This is a genomic window from Haloferula sargassicola (assembly GCF_040362925.1).
GTDB lineage: Bacteria > Verrucomicrobiota > Verrucomicrobiia > Verrucomicrobiales > Akkermansiaceae > Haloferula > Haloferula sargassicola.
Map to the genome: position 1 here is coordinate 53,188 of NZ_BAABRI010000012.1, position 19,780 is coordinate 72,967.

Annotated in this window: 12 protein-coding genes; 4 read left to right on the forward strand and 8 right to left on the reverse strand. The window is 67.6% G+C overall.

Annotated features, from left to right (window positions below):
- Positions 1-93 precede the first annotated feature (93 nt).
- The 3 genes from ABXH26_RS11660 to ABXH26_RS11670 are packed head-to-tail and all read left to right on the forward strand — an operon-like array spanning position 94 to position 3,601.
- The gene (locus ABXH26_RS11660; RefSeq protein ID WP_353567246.1) at positions 94-1,569 is read left to right on the forward strand and encodes a glycosyltransferase family 2 protein; all 1,476 of its coding nucleotides are present in this window, start codon (positions 94-96) and stop codon (positions 1,567-1,569) included.
- Complete coding sequence (locus ABXH26_RS11665) at positions 1,566-2,546, forward strand: glycosyltransferase family 2 protein (protein ID WP_353567247.1); 981 nt, start codon at positions 1,566-1,568, stop codon at positions 2,544-2,546. Before ABXH26_RS11660 ends, ABXH26_RS11665 begins: the two co-directional genes overlap by 4 nt.
- Before the next feature lie 5 nt (positions 2,547-2,551).
- Positions 2,552-3,601, forward strand: a complete 1,050-nt coding sequence (locus tag ABXH26_RS11670; protein WP_353567248.1) for a glycosyltransferase family 4 protein — start codon at positions 2,552-2,554, stop codon at positions 3,599-3,601.
- On the opposite strand, the gene ABXH26_RS11675 is transcribed toward ABXH26_RS11670, so the two are convergent.
- Complete coding sequence (locus ABXH26_RS11675) at positions 3,598-5,754, reverse strand: amylo-alpha-1,6-glucosidase (RefSeq protein WP_353567249.1); 2,157 nt, start codon at positions 5,752-5,754, stop codon at positions 3,598-3,600. The genes ABXH26_RS11670 and ABXH26_RS11675 overlap by 4 nt on opposite strands.
- Before the next feature lie 31 nt (positions 5,755-5,785).
- Between ABXH26_RS11675 and ABXH26_RS11680 the strand changes: the two genes are divergently transcribed.
- On the forward strand, positions 5,786-7,174 hold the full coding sequence (locus ABXH26_RS11680) for a glycoside hydrolase family 1 protein (protein ID WP_353567250.1): 1,389 nt from the start codon (positions 5,786-5,788) through the stop codon (positions 7,172-7,174).
- Between the two features lie 49 nt (positions 7,175-7,223).
- Here ABXH26_RS11680 and ligD read toward each other — a convergent pair whose 3' ends face one another.
- The 7 genes from ligD to ABXH26_RS11715 form a co-directional block, all read right to left on the reverse strand.
- On the reverse strand, positions 7,224-9,551 hold the full coding sequence (gene ligD, locus ABXH26_RS11685; RefSeq protein WP_353567251.1) for a DNA ligase D: 2,328 nt from the start codon (positions 9,549-9,551) through the stop codon (positions 7,224-7,226).
- Positions 9,508-10,395, reverse strand: coding sequence for a non-homologous end joining protein Ku (ku, locus tag ABXH26_RS11690; protein WP_353567252.1), 888 nt, complete (start codon positions 10,393-10,395; stop codon positions 9,508-9,510). Before ku ends, ligD begins: the two co-directional genes overlap by 44 nt.
- A gap of 137 nt (positions 10,396-10,532) precedes the next feature.
- On the reverse strand, positions 10,533-13,061 hold the full coding sequence (locus ABXH26_RS11695) for a glycoside hydrolase family 3 C-terminal domain-containing protein (protein ID WP_353567253.1): 2,529 nt from the start codon (positions 13,059-13,061) through the stop codon (positions 10,533-10,535).
- 94 nt (positions 13,062-13,155) lie between these two features.
- Positions 13,156-15,270, reverse strand: a complete 2,115-nt coding sequence (locus ABXH26_RS11700) for a TIM-barrel domain-containing protein (RefSeq protein ID WP_353567330.1) — start codon at positions 15,268-15,270, stop codon at positions 13,156-13,158.
- Positions 15,271-15,449: 179 nt separating this feature from the next.
- The gene (locus ABXH26_RS11705) at positions 15,450-17,678 is read right to left on the reverse strand and encodes a serine/threonine protein kinase (RefSeq protein WP_353567254.1); all 2,229 of its coding nucleotides are present in this window, start codon (positions 17,676-17,678) and stop codon (positions 15,450-15,452) included.
- A complete protein-coding gene (locus tag ABXH26_RS11710; RefSeq protein ID WP_353567255.1) occupies positions 17,675-18,283 on the reverse strand; it encodes an ECF-type sigma factor in 609 nt (202 codons plus the stop codon). Before ABXH26_RS11710 ends, ABXH26_RS11705 begins: the two co-directional genes overlap by 4 nt.
- Positions 18,284-18,338: 55 nt before the next feature.
- Positions 18,339-19,742: a sulfatase family protein gene (locus ABXH26_RS11715; protein WP_353567256.1), complete on the reverse strand. Its 1,404-nt coding sequence runs from the start codon at positions 19,740-19,742 to the stop codon at positions 18,339-18,341.
- Positions 19,743-19,780 lie beyond the last annotated feature (38 nt).

Below are 19,780 nucleotides of genomic sequence, written 5' to 3' on the forward strand. Positions count from 1 at the left end.
GCAACCCCGCCGGATCCTTGCGGCTCTAAGGCGAATGCGGTCACTGACACTTGCGGGTCCGCCCTCTGGCATCGCGCGGGCTGAAGGGACCGCATGTCATTGCCGCGAAACCCAAGGCTCGATTGGAAGGCCCTGCTGCCCGTGATCGCCGTCTGGATTTCGCTGCTATCGCTGATGGTCGGTCCCGGCCATGCGCTGGCGGTCTCGCTTCTCCTGCTCGCCGCGCTGCCGCTGGGGGTGAAGCTCGCCTTTCTCGCCGGACCTTTGACCGCGGCAGCTCCCACGGATCGGCCGGGCTCATCCGGCGAGCCGCCCTTCATTTCCATCCATATCGCCACCCACGACGAGCCGCCGGGGGTCGTGCTGCACACGCTCGAGTCCCTGGCCCGTCTCGATTATCCCGCCGCCCGTCACGAGGTGGTCGTGCTGGACAACAACACGCCCGACCCCGCGCGGTGGAAGCCGCTGGCCGACTGGTGCGCCCGCCGCGGAGGCCGCTTCCATTTCCATCACGACACCGGCGTCACCGGCGCCAAGGCCGGCGCGCTCAATCTCGGTCTCCAGCGGACCGATCCACGGGCGGAATGGATCTGCTCGGTCGATGCCGACTATGCCGTCGAGCCCACCTATCTCCGCCGGGCGGCGGAAATCATCGCAACGCGACCCGGCCTCTCGCATCTCCAGTTTCCCCAGGCCTACCGCAATGTTTCCCCCTGCAACGCCGGTGCCTCCGCCGAGCTCGGCCAGTATTTCGATGCCTACGCGCTCCGCTCGGCCGGCACCGAGTCGATGCTGCTCACCGGCACCCTCTGCGTGGTGCGCCGGGATGCGCTGGAAAAGGCGGGCGGCTGGCCGGTGGACACCATCACGGAGGACGCCCACCTCGGCCTGATGTTGCTCAAGGGCGGGCGCGGGCTTTTCATCGATGAAGTCCAGGGCCGCGGGCTGATGCCGGAAAGCCTCGAAGTCCTCGGCGGGCAGCGCCAACGCTGGGCGGCGGGCAACGCGCAGGTGCTGCGCAAGGTGCTGGCCGGCTCCTCCGCGTGGCCGGGACTGAGCGTCCTGGCCCAGCTGGCCGCCTGGCTGTGCGGGGCATGCCTGCTGTTGCCGGGCATTGCGCTGGCGGCGGTGATCCCCGCATTTCATCCCCAGCTGCCGTGGCTCGCGGCCGGCTTTTCGCTGCTCGTGCTCGCCGAGGCGTTGCTCGTCTGCGCCACGGCCAAGGGTTCGCTGCGGCTGCGCGGCCAGGCGGCCGTCGCGCGCCTCGCGCTGTTGCCGGAAGCGGCGATCGGCCTCGTGCAGGGGCTGGCGGGCCGCAAGCTCGCCTTCGTGCGGACGCCGAAGGACCGCCCGCGCCGGAACTCCGGCCGGGTGCGACCGCTGAGCTGGGTGCTCGCCTTCGCCGCCGCTCTTTTCCTGGTCCATGGCGATGCCTCCATCGCCCTGGTTTCCGGGACGCTGTGGCTGGTCGCCACCGCCCGCGGCTGGCTGGCGCGCTCGCTGGCCGCGGGGGAAAAACGCGGCACCCGCCCGCGACCCGAAGTCCTTCTCACACCCATCCGCCGATGAACATCGACATCATCATCCCTACCTACAACCGCGCCGGCTGCCTCGCGCAGGCCGTGCGATCCGCCCTCAACCAAAACTACGCCCCGGCCGTCGTCACGGTGGTCGATGACGGCTCCAGCGATGCCACCCGCGAGGTCGTCGAGCCGTGGTTCGAACACCCGCGTTTCCGCTACGTCCGCCTGGAAACCAACGGCGGAACAGCCCGCGCCAAGAACGTCGGCCTGGCCCTCAGCGAAGAGGATGCGATCACGTTCCACGACTCCGACGACGTTGCCGAGCCGAACAAGCTCCTGCTCCAGGCCCGCGCGCTCGGGCTGCGCGCTCATGCCGATCACATCCTCGACTGGGCCGCGTTCGGCATCGAGCCCGGCAGCGAGCTGCAGTTCGACGTCGCCGCCGGCGCCCATCGTTTCATCAAACTCGATGGGTCCGTCCACCTCATCGACAAGCGCATCTCGCTGGTGGACGACTTTTTCCCCACGCTCCAGTCCCCCTCGAAGACCGAGGGCGACTGGGTGCTGATCAATTCCTCGCTCTTCCGCCGCGGCTGCTTCAAGCGCCTCGGTGGCTTCCTCGACAGCGTGGAGGAGGACCGCGAACTGCGCAACCGCCTGCTGGCCGCCGGTCATCTCTTCCACTTCATCGCGGAACCGCTCCTGACCAAGATCGAGATGCCCGTCTCCCTGACCACCGATGGCGACACCGGCTACCGCGGGGAAAAGCGCCGGCGCGACCGCGAAGAAGTCTGGCACCGCAACCGCGCCTATCGCCGCGGCCAGTGGGGCGACGCGGCCGCCGCGATCGGCCGCACCCCGATCGAGCTGGAGTCCGTCCGCTTCGCGGAAACCCAAGGCGTGCCCCCGTTTCGGCTGGCCGACGACCTGCCGATGACCGCGGCCACCCGCGAGAACCTGCAGAAGCAGCTCGAGAGCTGCCAGCGCCCCCCCCTGCCCCGGCTCGGAAAACTCGCCGTCTGACCGCCATGCACGTCCTTTTCATCGATGTCGACTGCCCCGAGGCGCTCGACGCCGGCGCGCTCGGCACGCGGGCCCTCGGTGGCACCGAGTCCACCCTGTTCCAGGTCTCCGAGGGCCTCGCGCGGGCGGGCCTGCGGGTCACCATCGCCCAGCACAACCGCACTTCGCCCCGGGTGACCGCCGCTGGAGTACGATACATCCCGTACCAGCACCGGGCGCCGCTGCCGGCCGACCCGCCCGAGGTGGTGGTGGTGCTGAGAAACGACAAGATCCTCCCCTGCCTGCGCCGCCGTTTCCCTACCGCCCGGCTGCTGCTGTGGATGCACTGTTTTCCCGGCCGCCATTGGCGACACCGGATCGATGGGGTCCTCCGCACCGGTGCCAACCTGGTGGCCGTGTCCCACAGCCTCGGCGATCATCTGGTCGAGGTCATGCGCCCCGCGCTCCCCTCCTGGGAAGCCCGCGCCCGGGTGGTGATGATTCCGAATCCCGTCTCCGTGACCCGGCTGGAGCGTCGTGCAGCGTTTGATCCCGACAAGCTCGTGTTCTTTTCCTCGCCCCACAAAGGCCTCGATGAAGTGCTGCGGCACTTCGCGGCCGCCCGGAGCGAGTTTCCCGGGATGCAGCTCCACCTGGCCGATCCGGGCTACTGGAAGGGCAGTCGATCGGATTTTCCTGAAGGCGTCATCGCGCATGGCGCCCTGACCCCGGCGGAGGTCCACCGCCACGTCGCGGAGGCGCTTTGCGTTTTCTATCCGCAAACCGGGTTCGCGGAAACCTTCGGGCTGGTGTTTGCCGAGGCCAACGCGCTGGGCACCCCCGTGCTGGCCCATCCGCTCGGCGCCGCGTCCGAAGTGCTCGAGGCCGGCGGCCCGGGACAGGTGGCCGACTGTTCGGAGCCGGAGTTCGTCGTCGGGACCCTGCGCCGCTGGCGCGAAGGCGGTCGTCCGCGGGTCACCGCCTGTCCTCACTATCGGCCCGCCGCCGTGATCGGCCGGTGGATGACCCTCCTCACCGGAAGTGCGACCCTGGCCCCGCCGCAGAACGCCGCCTAACAGGTCCGCTCGAGCACGGCGGTGACCGGGGGGCCTTCCTCTTCCCTGAGCGAGAAGTCGACCGTTCGGCCCCGCCGGGTCAGGCGGACGCCCACCCGCGCCTCGCCGACGCGCAGGCCGGTGACCTCCAGGCTGTCGATCGATGCCGGCAGCCACGGGTCGCGGAAACGCAGCTCGCGCCTGGCGCCATCGATGCGGATGCCGATCGCCGCCTCGAGCATCATGAATACGCATCCCGCCGCCCAAGCCTGCGGCCGGCAGGCATTGGGGTAGCGGATGGGAAAGCCGAGCTTCCGCCGCTCGAAGCCGGACATCAGCTCCGGCAGCCGGAAATCGTAGTCTTTCGCCGCCGCGAAAAGTCCCTCGAGAATGCGTTCCGCCAGATCGCGCTGGCCGCAGCGTGACAGCCCGGCCATGGCGATCGCCGAGTCATGCGGCCACACGCTGCCATTGTGGTAGGACAGGGGATTGTAGGCGGCCGCGCCCGGATCGATCGTGCGCAGGCCCCAGCCACTGAACGAGGTCTCCAAGGACCTCGCCAAGGCGGCGGCCTTTTCCCCGGGGACGATCCCGCAGAAGAGGCACTGCGCCGCATTGCTCGAAAGCACCCGGCAAGGCCGCCCAGCTGCCAGGGCGAGCGCGTAGCCCCCCGACTCCCCGAGATCCGGCAACCAGAACTCCCGCTCGAACCTTTCCCGCAGGTCCTCGCTTTCCCGCCGGCAGCCGGCAGCCGCCTCCGCGTCGCCCAGCAGGTCCAGCAGCTCCGCCGCTTCCCTCAGCGCGGCGAAGGCATAGCCCTGGATCTCCGCCAGCGCGAAGGGTGGCTCGGCCCGGCTGCCGTCCGCATGGGTCACCGCATCGTCCGCATCCTTCCACCCCTGGTGCACCAGTCCCGACTCGTGATGCCGCGCGTAGGTGATGAAGCCCTCCTCGGCGAGCTTCCCGCGCACCCAGCCGAGCGTGCGACGGAACGCCGCTTCGTGTTCCCGCAGGAAATCCCCATCGCCCGTCTGCCGGACGTAGCGCCCGAGCAGCTTGAGAAACAAGGGCGGCGAGTCCGCGCTGCCGAAGTACGCCCCATACGGTACTTCGCGCAGGGCGACCATTTCGCCCTTGCGGGATTCGTGCAGGATCTTGCCCGGCTCCGCCTCGGAAAAGGCATCGTGTTCCCTGGCCTGGTGGCTGGCGAGGAAAGCCAGCACGCCGCGGGCGATCGCGGGCGCGAACCACAGCGTCTGCAGCGCCGTGATCAATCCATCCCGCCCGAAGGGCGCGCAGAACCACGGCGTGCCGGCGTAGGGGTAGAGACCCTGCGGGGTGTCCGTCAGCAGCATCAGCAGGTCGGTGCGTGCCTGGTCGATCCATGACTGGAACACCTCGTGGCTCAGACGCAGCGCGGCCATCCCGCCGAGGACCCCCCTTTCCCACTCCGTCCTCATCTGCCGCGCTCCTTGGAAATCGATGGCCGCCGAGGCTTCGCCGTCTTGCTCGCAGAGGATCGAGATCATCAAGGTCCGCTGCTCGCGCGGCTCCAGGGTGGTCTCGGCAAACACCCGCCCCTCCTCGTGGCGGATCGCTTCCAGCCCGTGCAGCTCGATGCGCGTCACCCGCTCCACGCCGTCGAGCCCGAGGTATTCCTGCCGGCGCGGGTCACCGGTCTCGCGATGCGTGCCCCGTTTTTTCCGGCGGCTGCCGCGGATCTCGAACAGGTCCCGGAAATCCGCCTCCCAGTCGATCCGCAGCCGGACCTTCCGTGGCTCCTGCGTGGGATTGGAGAGAATGAGCTTTTCCAACAGCCGCTGCTCGAACAGCAGCGTCTCGCGGTGAAGGTAGATCGAGCCCGGCTTCTGCCTTCCATCGTCGGTGCCCGGATCGGTCAGGTCGGCGAAGAGCGTCGTATGGTCGGCGCTGACGAAAGCCCCGAGACCCACCGGTGACCTGCCGTCGCCGAAGCGCAGCACGTAGCGCGAGAGGAAGCGGGTGCAGTTCCAGTAGAGCCCGCGGTCGCGGCCCGCGGCCGGATCGATGTTGCCCAATGCGTCGAAGAGCGCCTGCAGTTCGCGGTGCTTGAGGACGTAAGTCGGCGCGTTGGGATTCTCGTGGCGGGTGGTGCCGGCCTCCACCGGGGCGTCTTGAACTCGGGTGATGCTCATGAGCTGGTTCATCCCTTGCTCAAAGGAGGCCATGAACGTCGCACCCGCTCCGACGCCGGCCGAACTGGCCCGGCGCTTCCCGAAGTCCTTTCGTTTCGGCGTTGCCGACTCCGACCTCCAGGTGATCGGCGAGGATGCCTGCCTGCGCGAGGAGCAGTCCCAGCCCACGATGTGGGGGTGGTTTGCGACGCAGTCGGGCAAAGTGCATGGACAGGCAAGCCCCGGTCCCGGGGTCGACCGCTACCATCGCTGGGAGGAGGATGCCGATCTGATCGCCGCGCTGGGTTTCCGCCACTACCGCACCTCCATTTCCTGGGCGCGGCTGATGCGCGAGGACAACAGCGTGAACCGCGCGGCCCGCGATTGGTATGTCCGGTACTTCCGCGCGCTGCGCGAGCGCGGCATCCGCGTCTATGCCACGCTCTATCACTGGGAGCTGCCGCTGCGCTACAGTCTGGTGGGCGGCTGGAAAAACCGGGCCACGGTGGATGACTTCGTGCTCCACGCCCGCGCGTCGGTGGAGGAGCTGGGCGAATACGTCGATGAGTTTTTCATCCTCAACGAACCGTGGTGCAGCGCCCACAACAGCTTCTACACCGGCACCCACGCGCCGGGGGAGGCGAACCTGCGGAACGCGCTCATCGCCGCCCACCACCTGCTGCTCGCCCAGGCCCGGGCCTTCGAGGCCATCCGCGAGATCGCGCCCGCGGCGCCGGTGGGCACCGTGATCAACTACGAGCCCGCCTTTCCCCGCTCGGAAACCCCGGAAGACCTCCGCGCCGCCCAGCTTGCCCACGAGTTCTTCAACGGGTGGTTTCTCGACCCGCTCTTCCTCGGCCACTACCCGGAGGCGATCTCGCGGGTCTATGCCGACTCCATGCCGCAGTTTTCGCAGGCGGACCTCGACGCCATCCGCATCGGGCCGCAGCTCCATGCCCTGGGCATCAACTACTACCTCGGCAAGGTGATCGCCGACACCCCGGAGTCCCCGCTGCTCTACGAGCCGGTCCGCCTGCCGGGCGAATCGCAGAACGCGCTGGGCTGGAGCGTGTGCGTCCCGCCCGTCTATCCGGAAGGCCTCCGGCTCGGGCTGCGGCAGATACACGAGACCTACGGCCCGCACGGCCTGCCTCCCCTCGCCATCACGGAAAACGGATACGCCGGCGAAGATGCCGGGCGCGTCGCCTACTTCGGCGAGCACCTGCGCCAGCTCGCCGCCGCGCTCGACGACGGCCTACGGGTGTCGGCGTACTTCGCATGGACGCTCATGGACAACTACGAGTGGGCGGAGGGCTACCGGGAGGAATCCCGCTTCGGGCTGGTCGGGGTGGACCGCGAAGATATGACCCGTGCGCCGAAGCCTTCGGCGCACTGGTTCCGCGATCTCCTCGCCGCCCACGGTTCATCACGCCCGGCATGAACCCGGCACGATCAGGCGCGAGGGACCGCGGGCGGATTGCTTGCCCTTCCTACAGCGCCCCCATTTCCCGCAACAGCGACACGGGCAGGGTCTGCGAAGGGAGGGCCTGCCACTCGCCCGGAAACTCGAGCGCGGAGCGCAGGTCGAAATCGGCGGGGCCGAGGTCGGCGAGATCGTCCCATGACACCGGCGCGGCGACGGTCGCCCCCTCGCGGGCGCGGAGCGACCACGGAGCCACGCAGGTCGCGCCGCGGCCGTTGCGCAGCCAGTCGAGGTAGATCTTTCCCTCGCGCTTCGACAGGCTGGAGACGGTGGTCAGCTTGCGGGGATTCATCGCCGCCACCTCCGCGGCGACCTTCCGGGCGTAGCTTTTCACCACCGCCCACGGCTGGGTGCGCGCGATTGGCAGGATCACGTGGACACCCTTGCCGCCGGAAAGCTTGGCCACGGGGTGCAGGCCGTGCTTTTCGAGGAAATCGCGGAGCAGGAAGGCAGTTCCGAGCGTTTCCTCCCACGGCACGCTGCGATGAGGGTCGAGGTCCCAGATCACCTGGTCCGGGCGGTCGGGCCGGTCGACCGAACCCAGCCACGGGTGAAACTCCAGCGTCCCATGCTGGACCAGCGAAACCAGCCCCTCGACGTCGCGGATCACGATGAGCTCGGTGCCATCCTCCAGGGCACGCTGGTTCACGTGGGCCGGCACGCCGTTCTTGAACGACTTCTGGAAAAACGTCTGCCCCGTGATGCCATCGGGCGCGCGCAGCAGCGCCAGCGGTCGGTCGATCACGTGCGGCAGCATCCACTCCGCCACGCGCTCGTAGTAGCGGGCGACCTCGAGCTTGGTGATGCCCTCGCCGGGAAAGACCGTGCGGTTCGGGTGGCTGATGACCTGCCCTGCCACCTCCGGCCGCTCCCCCGCCTCGGCACCGCGGTCCGGACCTTCCAGCCGCACCTGCGCGGCCTCCTTGTCCTCGCGCAGTCCGACGAAGCTGGCCTGCCGCACCGAGCCGCTGGCGGTCAGCTCGGTGAACTCGACCTCGACCACCAGCTGCGGCTCCACCCAGCTCACGTCCTTGATGTCGGGAAAATGCTTCCGCTCCGTTGCCAGCGGCTCGAGCTGTTCCAGCAGGCGTCCGCGGGTGTCTGCGGTGAAGCCGCTGCCGACCTTGCCGCGGGCCACCAGCCGGCCGTTTTCATACGAACCCAGAACCAGCGCGCCGAAGCCGCTGCGCGAGCCGCCCGGCGCGGTGAAGCCGCAGACCACGAACTCCTGCCGCGGCCGGCATTTCGACTTCACCCACGCCCGCCGCTGGCCGGGCAGGTAACGCCCGTCGGCCGGCTTGCTGATGATGCCCTCCAGCCCGAGCCGGCAGCTCTCGCGGAACAGCGACGGGCCCTCGTCGCCGCTCCAGGACTTGGAAACCCGGAGCCGCGGGGAGCCTTCGGGGATCCACCCGCCGAGCCGGCGCTGCCGCTCCTCCAGCGGCAGGTCGCGGAGGTTGCGGCCATCGAGGTGAAGCAGGTCGAACACCACGAACTCGATGCCTCCGCGGCCGCCCTTCAGCGCCTCCTGCAGCAGCCCGAATCGCGAGCGTCCCTTCCCGTCGAACACCACCGCCTCGCCATCGATCACGAACTCGCCGCCGGGCAGCCCGTCCAGGTCAGCGGCCAGCTCGCGGAACTTGTCGGTCCAGTCGAGCCCGCTGCGGGTGAACAAGCGGGTGCCGTCGCCCGTCCTCACCGCGATCATACGATAACCATCGTACTTCAGTTCGTGCCGCCATTCCTTTCCCCGCGGCACGCTGGCGACCGTGCGCGCGAGCTGCGGCTCGATGAAGCCCGCCTTTTCGCGCCCGCCCACGTCGCTTCCCGTGCCGGCCGCGCTGCCCTGGATCCGCCGCAGCAGCCAGTTCGGCTCCTCGTCCATCCGCGCGAGCACCCAGCTGCCGTCGAGCCGGCCACCGCGCAGCTGGAACTTCAGCTTCCCCTTCTCGAGCCGCCGCTTCCAGTCCTTGTCGAGCGGCTGCCACGTGCCGCGATCCCAGATCGCGACCTGGCCGGCCCCGTAGTTGCCCTTCGGGATCTCGCCTTCGAAATTGCCGTATTCGAGCGGGTGGTCCTCCACCCGCACCGCCAGCCGCTTTTCCCCCACCCGCTCCGGGACGCCCTTCGGCACCGCCCAGCTCGCCAACACGCCGTGCATTTCCAGCCGCAGGTCGAAATGATGCGAGCGCGCGTGGTGCTCGTGGATGACGAACGCGCGGCCCGGCTTTCCCGGTCCGTCTTCGGCCGGCTCGGGCGTGCGGCTGAAGTCGCGCTTGCCGCGGTAGGCTTCAAGCCGACTTCGACTTCCTGCGGGCGGTCTTCTTGGCGGCATGTTTCTTCGTCCGTGTGGATTTCTTGGCTTTCGAAGACGACGTTTTCCCGCCGCGCTCCTTGACGCTTTTCTCCAGATAGGCGGCCAGGTCCACGACCTTGGTGCCTTCGTCGGCTTCGGCCTCGCCTTCCTTCACGTCCGCCACCGCGTCGCCCTTCCTCACCTTCTGCTCGATGAAATCCATGAGCGCCTCGCGATACTCGTCGTGGTAGTCGTCGGGCTTCCAGTCGGTCGTCATTTCGTCAATCAGCTTCAGCGCCAGGTCCATCTCGCGCTTGGCCGGCTTGAGGTCCTTGTCGCCGGATTCCGGCAGCTCAAGCTTCGAGGTCGCCTTCAGTTCCTGCGGAAAGCGCAGCAGCATCAGCACGAGTGCATCATCGCGCACGAACATCGCCGAGAGATATTCGCGGGTCCGGATGACCACCCGTGAAATCCCGGCCCGACCGCTTTTTCGCAGCGCCTCCCGCAACAAGGCATAGGCCTTCTTTCCCCGCTTCTCGGGCTCCAGATAGTAGGGTTTGTCGAAGAGCAGCGGGTCGATCTCGTCCAGCGCCACGAAATCGCTGATCTCGATGGTCTTGGTCAGCTTCGGCTGGACCGCATCGAGATCCTCCTCGGACAGCAGCACGAACTCGCCGTCCTGGTGTTCGTAGGCCTTCACGATCCGGTCCCACGGCACCTCGTCGCCGGTGTCCGCGTTGACCCGCTCGTAGCGGATGCGGGCGTGGTTGCGGCTGTCGACCATGTGCAGGTGGACATCCGGCCGCGACTCGGCCGAGACCAGCGACACGGGGATGTTCACCAGTCCGAAAGCGATGGAGCCTTTCCAGATCGACCGGGCCATCCTTTCCCCATCGCAACCCGCGTGCCGCCGCCCGGCTCGGGGAAAACCCGCTGCCGAAGCTTCGGGAACCAAGCGTTTTGCAATTCCGGGCGGCGCGCAATGCAGCCTTTTGAGGACGCACGGCCCTCGACCACCGGTCAGCGACCTTCGACCGACTCGGTGAAATCCGCCGTGAGCTGCACGGTCGATCGCTGTCGCACGTCGCGTGACGAGGCACCGACCCGGATCTCATAGCGGCCGGCCTTCGCCATCCACTGGCGGCGGGCGACATCGAAATAGGCCAAATCCCTCGGCCGGACCTTCATGCTCACCTTCTTCCGCTCGCCCGGCTGCAGCGAGACGCGGGCAAAACCCTTCAACTCCTGCTTCGGCCGATCGATGGCGGGCGACGGATCACGCACATAGAGCTGCACGATTTCATCGCCGGCCCGCCGGCCGGTGTTGGCGACCTCGAGCGAGACCTCGATCTCGCCGTCCGGAGCCACCGAGGCGGCCGACATTTCCAAGTTCCCGTAGGCGAAGCGCGTGTAGGACAGGCCGTGGCCAAATGGAAACTGCGGCACGATGCCCCGCGTGTCGAAGTGGCGGTAGCCGACATAGATGCCCTCCGCGTACTCGACCTCGTGGTCCTTGCCCGGAAAGTTCGGCGCGTCCGGGTAGTCGCTCCGTTTCCTCGCCAGCGTGTCGGGGAGTTTGCCGGACGGATTCAGCTCGCCGAAAAGCATGGCCGCCAGCGCGGCACCGCCTTCCTGACCAGGGAGCCAGGCTTCGATCACGGCCGGAACTTCGTCGATCCAGCCGCTCATGCCGATCGGGGTGCCGTTGTTGAGGATCACCACGGTGTGGGGATTCGCCTCGCGCGCCGCGCGGATGAGGCTCTCCTGCCCGCCGGGCAGGTCGAAGGTCGCGCGGTCCTGGCCCTCGCGCTCGCCGCCCATGGTGGACACGCAGACGATCGCGGCATCGGCCGCCTTGGCGGCCTTCCCGATGGCATCGATGGCATGCGGCCGCGTCTGCCATTCGAGTCGGGCCAGCGCGTTGCCACCGCCTTGGAAAAACTCGATCTGCAGGCGGTAGGTTTTCCCCTTTTCCAGTTCGAGGCTGGCGATCGAGGTGTCGCCGGGGCTCGGAATCCAGTGATCGATGATGCGCTCGCCATCCAGCGTGACGCGGTAGCCGTCGTCACCGGCGAAACGCAGCTGATAGAATCCCGATTCCCCGGGCCGCAGCTCGGCGCTCCAGCGGACGCTGTAATCCTCGGCGGGCACGCCGTCGCCCGGCGAGCCGGGGCCTTCGATGCGGATCGCCTCGTCCACGCGGGTCAGCACCGGATGGCCTTGGACGTCGCGGTTGTCGAAATACTGGCCGAGAAACCCGTGCTGCCCGAGCTTTCCGGGCACCGACAGCCAATCGACCGGCATCTCGAAGGGATGGAGCTCGGTATCGACGAACTCGACCTCCACCTCCGGGGCCTGGGCCGCGATCCCATCCAGCAGCGAGGTGCTGCGGAGCGGGTGGACCTCCGGGCTTCCCAAACCCGCGAACTGGAGGCGTCGCGCGCCCTCGCCGATGACGGCCAGCTTGCGGACCTTGCCGGGATCCAGCGGCAGCGCGAACTTGTCGTTCTTCAGCAGCACGATGCCCTTGGCCGCCACCTCCAGAGCCAAACTACGATGTTCATCGGAGTTCACCTTGGCCGGATCCATGGTCGGCGTCCCCTCCAGCAGGCCGAGCCGGATGACCGTGCGCAGGAGCCGGCGCACCGAGTCATCGATCGCCTCGCGGGTGACCGATCCTTTTTCGAGGGCCTCCTCGATCGCCTGCATGCCCACATGGTTTCCCCACGGCATTTCGATGTCGTTGCCGGCCTGCACCGATTCGGTCGCGTGCACCGCGCCCCAATCGGAGATGACCGGGCCATCGAAGCCCCACTGTTTTTTCAGCACCTTCGTGAGGATGTAGGGATTTTCGGTGACGTGCTGGCCGTTGATCCGGTTGTAGGCGGACATCACGGAAACAACGCCCGCCTCCTTCACCGCCGCCTCGAAGGCCGGGAAGTAGATCTCCCGCAAGGCGCGTTCATCGACCTTCACGTTGACCTCGCCGCGGTCGGTTTCCTGGTTGTTGCAGGCGTAGTGCTTCACGCAGGCGCCGATGCCGGTCTCCTGCACGCCCTCGATGTAGGCCACCGCCAGGCGGGCGGTGAGGTGCGGATCCTCGGAAAAATACTCGCCGTTGCGGCCGCCCATCGGGCTGCGATGGATGTTCACCGCCGGCCCGAGAAGAATCTGCGATCCCGATTCGCCCTTGTGGATCGCCTCCTCGGCGATCGCCGCGCCGACGCGGTGCATCAGCTCGGTGTCCCAGGTCGCCGCCATGGTCACGGCGCCGGGAAAAGCGGTGGCCGGTCCTTCCTGAGTGGCCCTGCCCTTGTCCGGATCCGCGCCGGGGATGCCGAGGCCGCGGACTCCGAGGCCGCCATCGACCATCCGCAATGCCGGCACCCCGAGACGGGGGATCGGCATCCAGGTGGCATCCGCACCGCCGAGCATCTTCACCTTTTCCTCAAAAGTGAGGCGGGCGAACAGGTCCTCCACCCGCGCCTCGAGGGGAGTCTCCGGGTCCTTGTAGGGAACTTTCTCCGCACCACGACACCAAGGAGCCATCGACACCAAACAGGTGGCTACGATGCTCACCGTACTTCTTTTACCCATACCCGCGAGGGGGCTGAACATGCAGGACTTCATCATGAAAGGAAACTCACAGGCCGATCCGGATCCCGTCGGTCACCGAGCCACTGCCGCGGCGGATGCCGTTCGCCGTCACCACCTCCACCCGCACCTCGCCCGGAAGGGCTTGGCGACCCGCCGATTTCGCCACCGAGACCAGCACGGTCTTCCCCTCGGTCCGGGCCTTGAACCGCCAGCGGCCGAAGTCGCCGCTGCGATAGCCGTAGCCATCGCCCTCGTCCCCATACAGCTCGCCGGAGGCCTCGCCGTTCTCGTCCGGGCAGACGACCAAGGTCAGCGGCGCCAGCGAGTCCTCGCCGGTGTGTTGAATCACTTTGCCGGCCGGCACGATCGCCCCGCCGCGGATCTTCAGGTGCGGCTGGTGCGGGCCGTCATCGCCCTCGATCAGCGAGAGATCGCGCCAGACGCCTCCGGGAAGCGACGGGTTTTCCGCCCAGCGCGGGACGACCAGCAGGTCATTTCCCACAAGGAAGGCGTCCTCCTCCGACCGCAATGCCGGGTCCTTCGGGTCCGCGAAAAACACCGGCCGCATCACCGGCAGCCCGGTCCGCGAACTGTTCTCGAAGAGCGTGTAAAGATACGGCAGCAAGCGGTAGCGCCGCTCGATGGCGATGCGCGCGGCGTCCTCGACCTCCGGACCGAAGGCCCACGGTTCCTTGTTGTTGGTGCCGGCGCAGGCATGCCCGCGGGCGAAGGGAAACAGCGACCCGACCCCGATCCAGTCCGCCCACAGCTCGGGCGAGGCATCGCCGAGGAAGCCTCCGATGTCCGGCCCGTTGAAGGGCTGGCCGGACAGGCCGAGCGTCAGCGACATCGGCACCGACAGCTCCAGGTGCTCCCGCGAGGAGAAGTTGTCGCCCGTCCAGGTCGCCGCGAAACGCTGGCCGCCGAGCAGGTTCGCGCGGCTCAGCACGAACGGCCGCTTGTCCGGATTCGCCGCCTGGATGCCCTCGCGCGTGGCCTCGACCATCAACCGCCCGTAGGCATTGTGGTAAAGCAGATGCGGCCCCGGCGGCAGGGCGCCGCCACCGCGGTGATGGGTATCGTCCGGCATCGTGTCGCTGGTGCTGGCGCCCAGCTCACGGGCCACGGCGGGCTCGTTCATGTCGTTCCACACGCCGTCCACGCCCTGCGCCATGAAGTCCTTGTAAAGCCCCGCCCACCACTCGCGGGTCTCGGGCCGGGTGTAGTCCGGAAACACACACTCGCCCGGCCACACGAAGCCGGTGAAGTCGCCGCCGTCCGGCTTTTTCGTCCACACGTCCTGCTTCGCTCCGCTACGGTAGACGTCGTAATTAGGATCCACCTTCACGCCGGGATCGATCATCCACACCGAGTGGAAACCCTGCTGGTTGAGGTAGCGGTTGAGCTTCTTCGGCTCCGGAAAGCCATCGGGGTGGAAGGTGAAGACGCGGTAGCCGTCCATGTAGTCGATATCCATCCAGATGACATCGCAGGGGATCTTCTTCGCGCGGAAGGTGTCGGCGATTTCGCGGACCTTGGACTCCGGAGCGTAGGAAAACCGGCACTGCTGGTAGCCCAGCGCCCAACGGGGTGGCAGCGGCATCCGGCCCGTCATTTCCGCCAGCCCGCGCATCACGGCCTGCGGCGACTCGCGATCGATCACATACACCTGGAACAAGGCCCCTTCCGAATCGAAGTCGATGCGCTCCGACCCGGTCGTCAGCGTCGCCTTCCACGAGCTGTCGAAAATCACGCCGAAGGACGTCCCGTCCGGCCGCACGCCCATCACCCAGGGATGCGATTGATAGAGCCGCTTTCCGCCATCCACGCCGTAGGCCCCGGAGTCGGTGTTCCACAAAACGATGCTCTGCCCGTTGCGCAGGAGCGGACCGGTGACCTCGCCGCCGCCGTAGAGGCTGGTGTTTTCCGGCACGCTCAGGCTGGCGCTCGCCTTGCCATCCTCGATGTCAAAGGTGGGCGTGAGCCGCCAATCCTGCGGCAGGTCCCCCACCCTCTGCGGCACCTTTTCCAGGCACAGCGACGGCGTCAGCTTCGGGTCATACCCTTTCGGGCTGAACCCGGCGATGCCTTCGCCCACCAAGGCCGAGCTTTGAACCGCGACCGGGGCCGCGCCGAGGGAGATGACCAGCGCGCCGAGCATCCCCGGCACCGCGATCCCCATGTTCCAACACTTTGATGTCATTCCGAAATCCTTGCCTTGAGGGGACGCTCCGCCGGCATGGCACCGGCAGCAGCTCCCATCCCAAGAGTGCGGATTGCCATCGGATGGCCCGCCAAAAAAAGGCCTCGCGCTGCCCGTCGTGGCGGAGCCGGCGTCTGCTACTCCTTTGAGAACTTCAACGGTTGCCGGCCCTCGCGGACCAGCGTCCGCGCGATCGCCCAGTCCCACCAACAGGCCTCGACCGGTTGACCGGCGACCGTGTCCACGCCATTGGCCGCGCGCAGCATCTCGTCCGCGGTGGCGATCTGCTCATCCGCCCGCTCGAGGTCGCCCATCTCGCGGTAGCACATGCTCATGACCGCATGGATGGCGACCTTGCAGGATAACTTCGCCGCGGGATGGCGAAGGCCGGCCTCACCCATCGCCACCGCCAGATGGTGATCGCCGCTTCGATGACAGAACAGGCCCATGGCGAGGTTCTCCCAGTAGGTTTGCAGCTCCTCCGGCGAGTCGCCGAGGTGGTCCGCGGCCGGCTTGATTTTTTGTAAAAACTCCGCATCGGCCGGGGCCAAAAGACAAGCCTTGAGCAGGTGCTCGGCCTCGATCCGGCCGGTGGGCGGCATGTAGGTCTCGACGACCTCCTCGCGATAGGCCGGGTATTCCTCCGGCGCGAACTCGGCGAAGGCCACGCCGATCACCAGCAGGTCCACGCCCAGCAGCACCTGCTCGGGCCGGTCGAAGCGGTTGGCCTGCACCAGCAGCCGGTAGCAGGGCAGCGCCTGCGCCATCCGGCCCTGCTTGGCATTCCAGTCGCCCAACGAGCGGAACACCGCCGCGGCCTCCAGCGAGGGCTCGATCGAGGACAGCGGGTATTTCTGCCGCAGCTCGTCGGCCTCATCGATGCGGCCCTGGTCGAGCAGCATGGCCACCCGCGCCACGTTGGCCCGCGCATCCGCCTGGGCCCGCAGCCGGCTCTCCTGCCGGCGGGCGTTCTCGGCCTCGTTTTTCAACCGGAACTGGATGTCGCGCGAGCGCTCGGCGCGATGGTAAAGCGAGGTGGTCACCGTCAGGGCCAGCAGCAGCAGCAGGATCAGCGCGGCCGAAAAACCGACGCCCAGCCGGTTGCGGCGGATGAATTTCTGCAGCAGGTAAACGCGGCTCGGCGGCCGCGCCAGCACGGCTTGGTCGCGGAGGAAACGTTGGATGTCGGTCGACAGGTTATTGACCGTCTGGTAGCGGCGGGTCCGCTCCTTTTCGAGAGCCTTGAGCACGATCCAGTCGAGGTCGCCGCGCAGGGCATGAATCAGCGCCGCGGGCTCCGTCCTGCGGGCCTCGGCGATCTTCGTCAGTGCTTCCGGCGGCTCGACCTGGAGCCGCGCCGAGGGCCGCACCAGCTCCATGTCGAGCAGCTTGCGATGCAGCTTCGCCACGCTCAGGCCGCGGATTTCCTCCATGCCCACCGGCGTGTGGGAGGTGAGCAGCTCGTGGAGCAAGACGCCGAGGCTGTAGATGTCGGTGCGGGTGTCCACGTCCAGCGAGACGAGGTCGAGCTGCTCCGGGCTGGCGTAGACCGGCGTACCGATGAACTCGTCGTGCGAGGTGAACGCCGTCGGGTTGCCCAAGCGGTCCGGGCCCGCGGCCTTGGCGATGCCGAAATCGATGATCTTGGGCGAATGGCGGTCGTCGGGGCCGTGGACCACGAGGATGTTCGACGGCTTGATGTCGCGGTGGATCACGCCCTTCTGGTGGGCATGCTGGATGGCCTCGCAGATCTGGATGAAAAGATCGAGCCGCTCGCGCACGGTCAGCCGGTGGCGGTCGCAGTACGTCGTCACCCGCTCGCCTTTCACCAGCTCCATCACGAAGTAGGGCCGCCCGGTTTCCGAGGTGCCTCCGTCGAGGATCTTGGCGATGCCTTCGTGGTCCATCAGGGCCAAGGCCTGGCGCTCGGACTCGAAGCGGGCGATGATGCCCGCCGAGTCGGCGCCGTGGCGCAAGACCTTCACGGCCACGCGGCGGCGGATCGGATGCTCCTGCTCCGCCTCGTAGACCATGCCACAGCCGCCCTCGCCGAGGCGCTGGACCACCTGGTAGCGGCCGACCCGGCTGCCGGGCGCCTCCTCTTCCAAGCCCTCGATCGACGGGGCCGGCTTCGAGGGAAGTTCCCCGACCACTTCCTTGGCGATCTGCGTCCGTTCGTCGCCCGCGTCGCTGAAATACCGCGCCGCCTCGCTGGCGGCCGCGATCAAATCCCGCATCTCGCTCTTCGCCGGGTCATCGGGACCGTAGACGCGGTCGAGGAACTCCTCGCGCGCTGCCGGATTTTCCATGGCGAGGACGGTCTGGTAGACGGCGGAATCGAACTCGCTGGCAGGATCCTCCTTCATGACTCCGGCTCGGTGGTTTCCCCCAGCTGCCGGCGGATCAGCTTGAAGAGCTTGGCCTTGGCGAACATCCAGCGCCGTTCCACGCTGCGCACACTGGAGTCGGTGATGTCGGCGATTTCGTGGGTCGTGAGGCCGCCGTAGAACTTCAGCAGCACGATCTCGGCGGCGTCCGGATTGGTTTTCTCAAGCGCGCCGAGGCACTCGTGGATCATGAGGATGTGCTCGTCGCTCTCGTTCCACTGGTTTTCGAAGTAGTCGAAGTCCGGCGTGGGGCTGCGTTTCGCGGCCGACTTCTGCCGTGCCCGGTCGACCAGGATCCGCCGCATCGCCTGGGCGGCTGCGCCGAAAAAGTGGCCCTGGCTGTTCCACATGTCGGCGCTCGGCTCGCCGAGCCGCAGCCACACCTCGTGGACCAGCGCGGTCGGCTGCAGCGTCTGGTTGCTGCCCCACTCGTGGTTGAGCCGCTGCGCGGCCAATCTACGAAGTTCATCGTAGACCAGCGGCAGCAGCTCGTCGGAACTCAAGCCGCCATCCTGCCAGGAGTCGGCGGTGCGCTCATCGTCCGCGACGTGCGCATCCTCTTCCTCTCTTCGGCGATCACCCATGTTTCTTACCCTACACCGTGCGCAAGGCAGGCCGGAAACCCGCCATTCCCGCGCGCTACGGCTTGCCCGGGAACTTTGGCTTCAGGTCGTCCGCGGCGTGGTGGGCCTCCGGGGTATCGAGCGGGATGCCGGGATCGAGCTGGTCGGCCAGCTCGCGATCCAGCTCCTTCGCCAGCCGGGCCTTGATTTCCGCGCAGGCGGGATCGTCGGCCAGGTTCTTCATTTCAAAACGGTCCTCGGAGGTGTGATAGAGATGCTCGGCGGGCCGATGGACGAAACGCTCGACCAGCTCCAGCGCATGAGGGTTTTCCACGGCGCGGAACACCCAGGTCGGCCAGTAGGCGTTGTGCTCGGTGCGGCCCATCAGGTGCTTCTCGATGTAGAGTTTTTCCGGCGTCAGGTTGCGGATGTAGCGCCATTCGCCGTCGGTCACCGAGCGGATCGGATACGGCGGGCCCTCGGGCCAATTATTATGCATGCCGTAGGCGAACTCGCGGTGCTCGTCGGTTTTTCCGCGCAGCACCCCGGCGAAGCTGGTGCCATCGAAGGCGTCCGGCTCGGGCTTGCCGCCGGCGAGGTCGATCAGCGTCGGCACCACGTCGGCATACTGGACCATGGCGCGCGTGCGCGAGCCGGGCTGGGTCACGCCAGGCCAGCGGGCGACCAGCGAGGTGTGCAGCCCGCTGTCCCAGTTGGTCCACTTGTTGCCGGGAAACTGGGCGCCCTGTTCGCTGCTGAAGAGCACCAGGGTGTCGTCGGCGAGCTTGAGTTCATCGAGCAGGCCGAGGATTTCGCCGACCTGGCCGTCCATGTAGGTGATCTCCGCGAGGTAGGACGCGAAGTCCTGGCGGGTGCGCGGCGTGTCGGCGAGATAAGGCGGCAGCTTGAGCTTGCGCGGCGGATAGGCCGAGCGGTCGCCCATCACCCACGGCGCGTGCGGCTCGACCAGGGCGATCACCAGGCAGAACGGCTGGTCGCCCTTCCGCGTCATGAACTCGCGGGTGCCGCCGAGGTCGTGCGGCAGCGTGGGATTGCGCACGCAGTTGTCATCGAAGCCGGGGACGTTCTCGAAAGGATAAACCTCGCGCGGTCCGATGTGCTTTTTCCCGGCCAGACCGACCCGGTAGCCGAGGTCGCCGAGGTAGTGCGGCAGGCTGCGCGTGCCGGGGCGCGACTTGCCGTGGTTCCAGGCGCAGCCGTTCCGCAGCGGCAGCCGGCCGGAGTAGAGTTCCGAGCGCGAGGGCGAGCACATCGCCATGCCCACGTATGCCCGCTCGAAGACCAGCGACTCGTTGGCGAAGCGGTCGAGATTCGGCGTTTTGGCGTTTTGTCCGCCGTTGAAAGACAGGTCGCTGTAGGTGCAGTCGTCGGCCAGAATCACCAGCACGTTCGGCTTTTCCGCGGCGCGGAGGGCACTGAAACAGAGGCCGAAAACAAGGAGTCGGAAGAGTCGGGTCATGGGTTTGGGTTGGAAACGAAGCGCGGCCCCGCGCCATC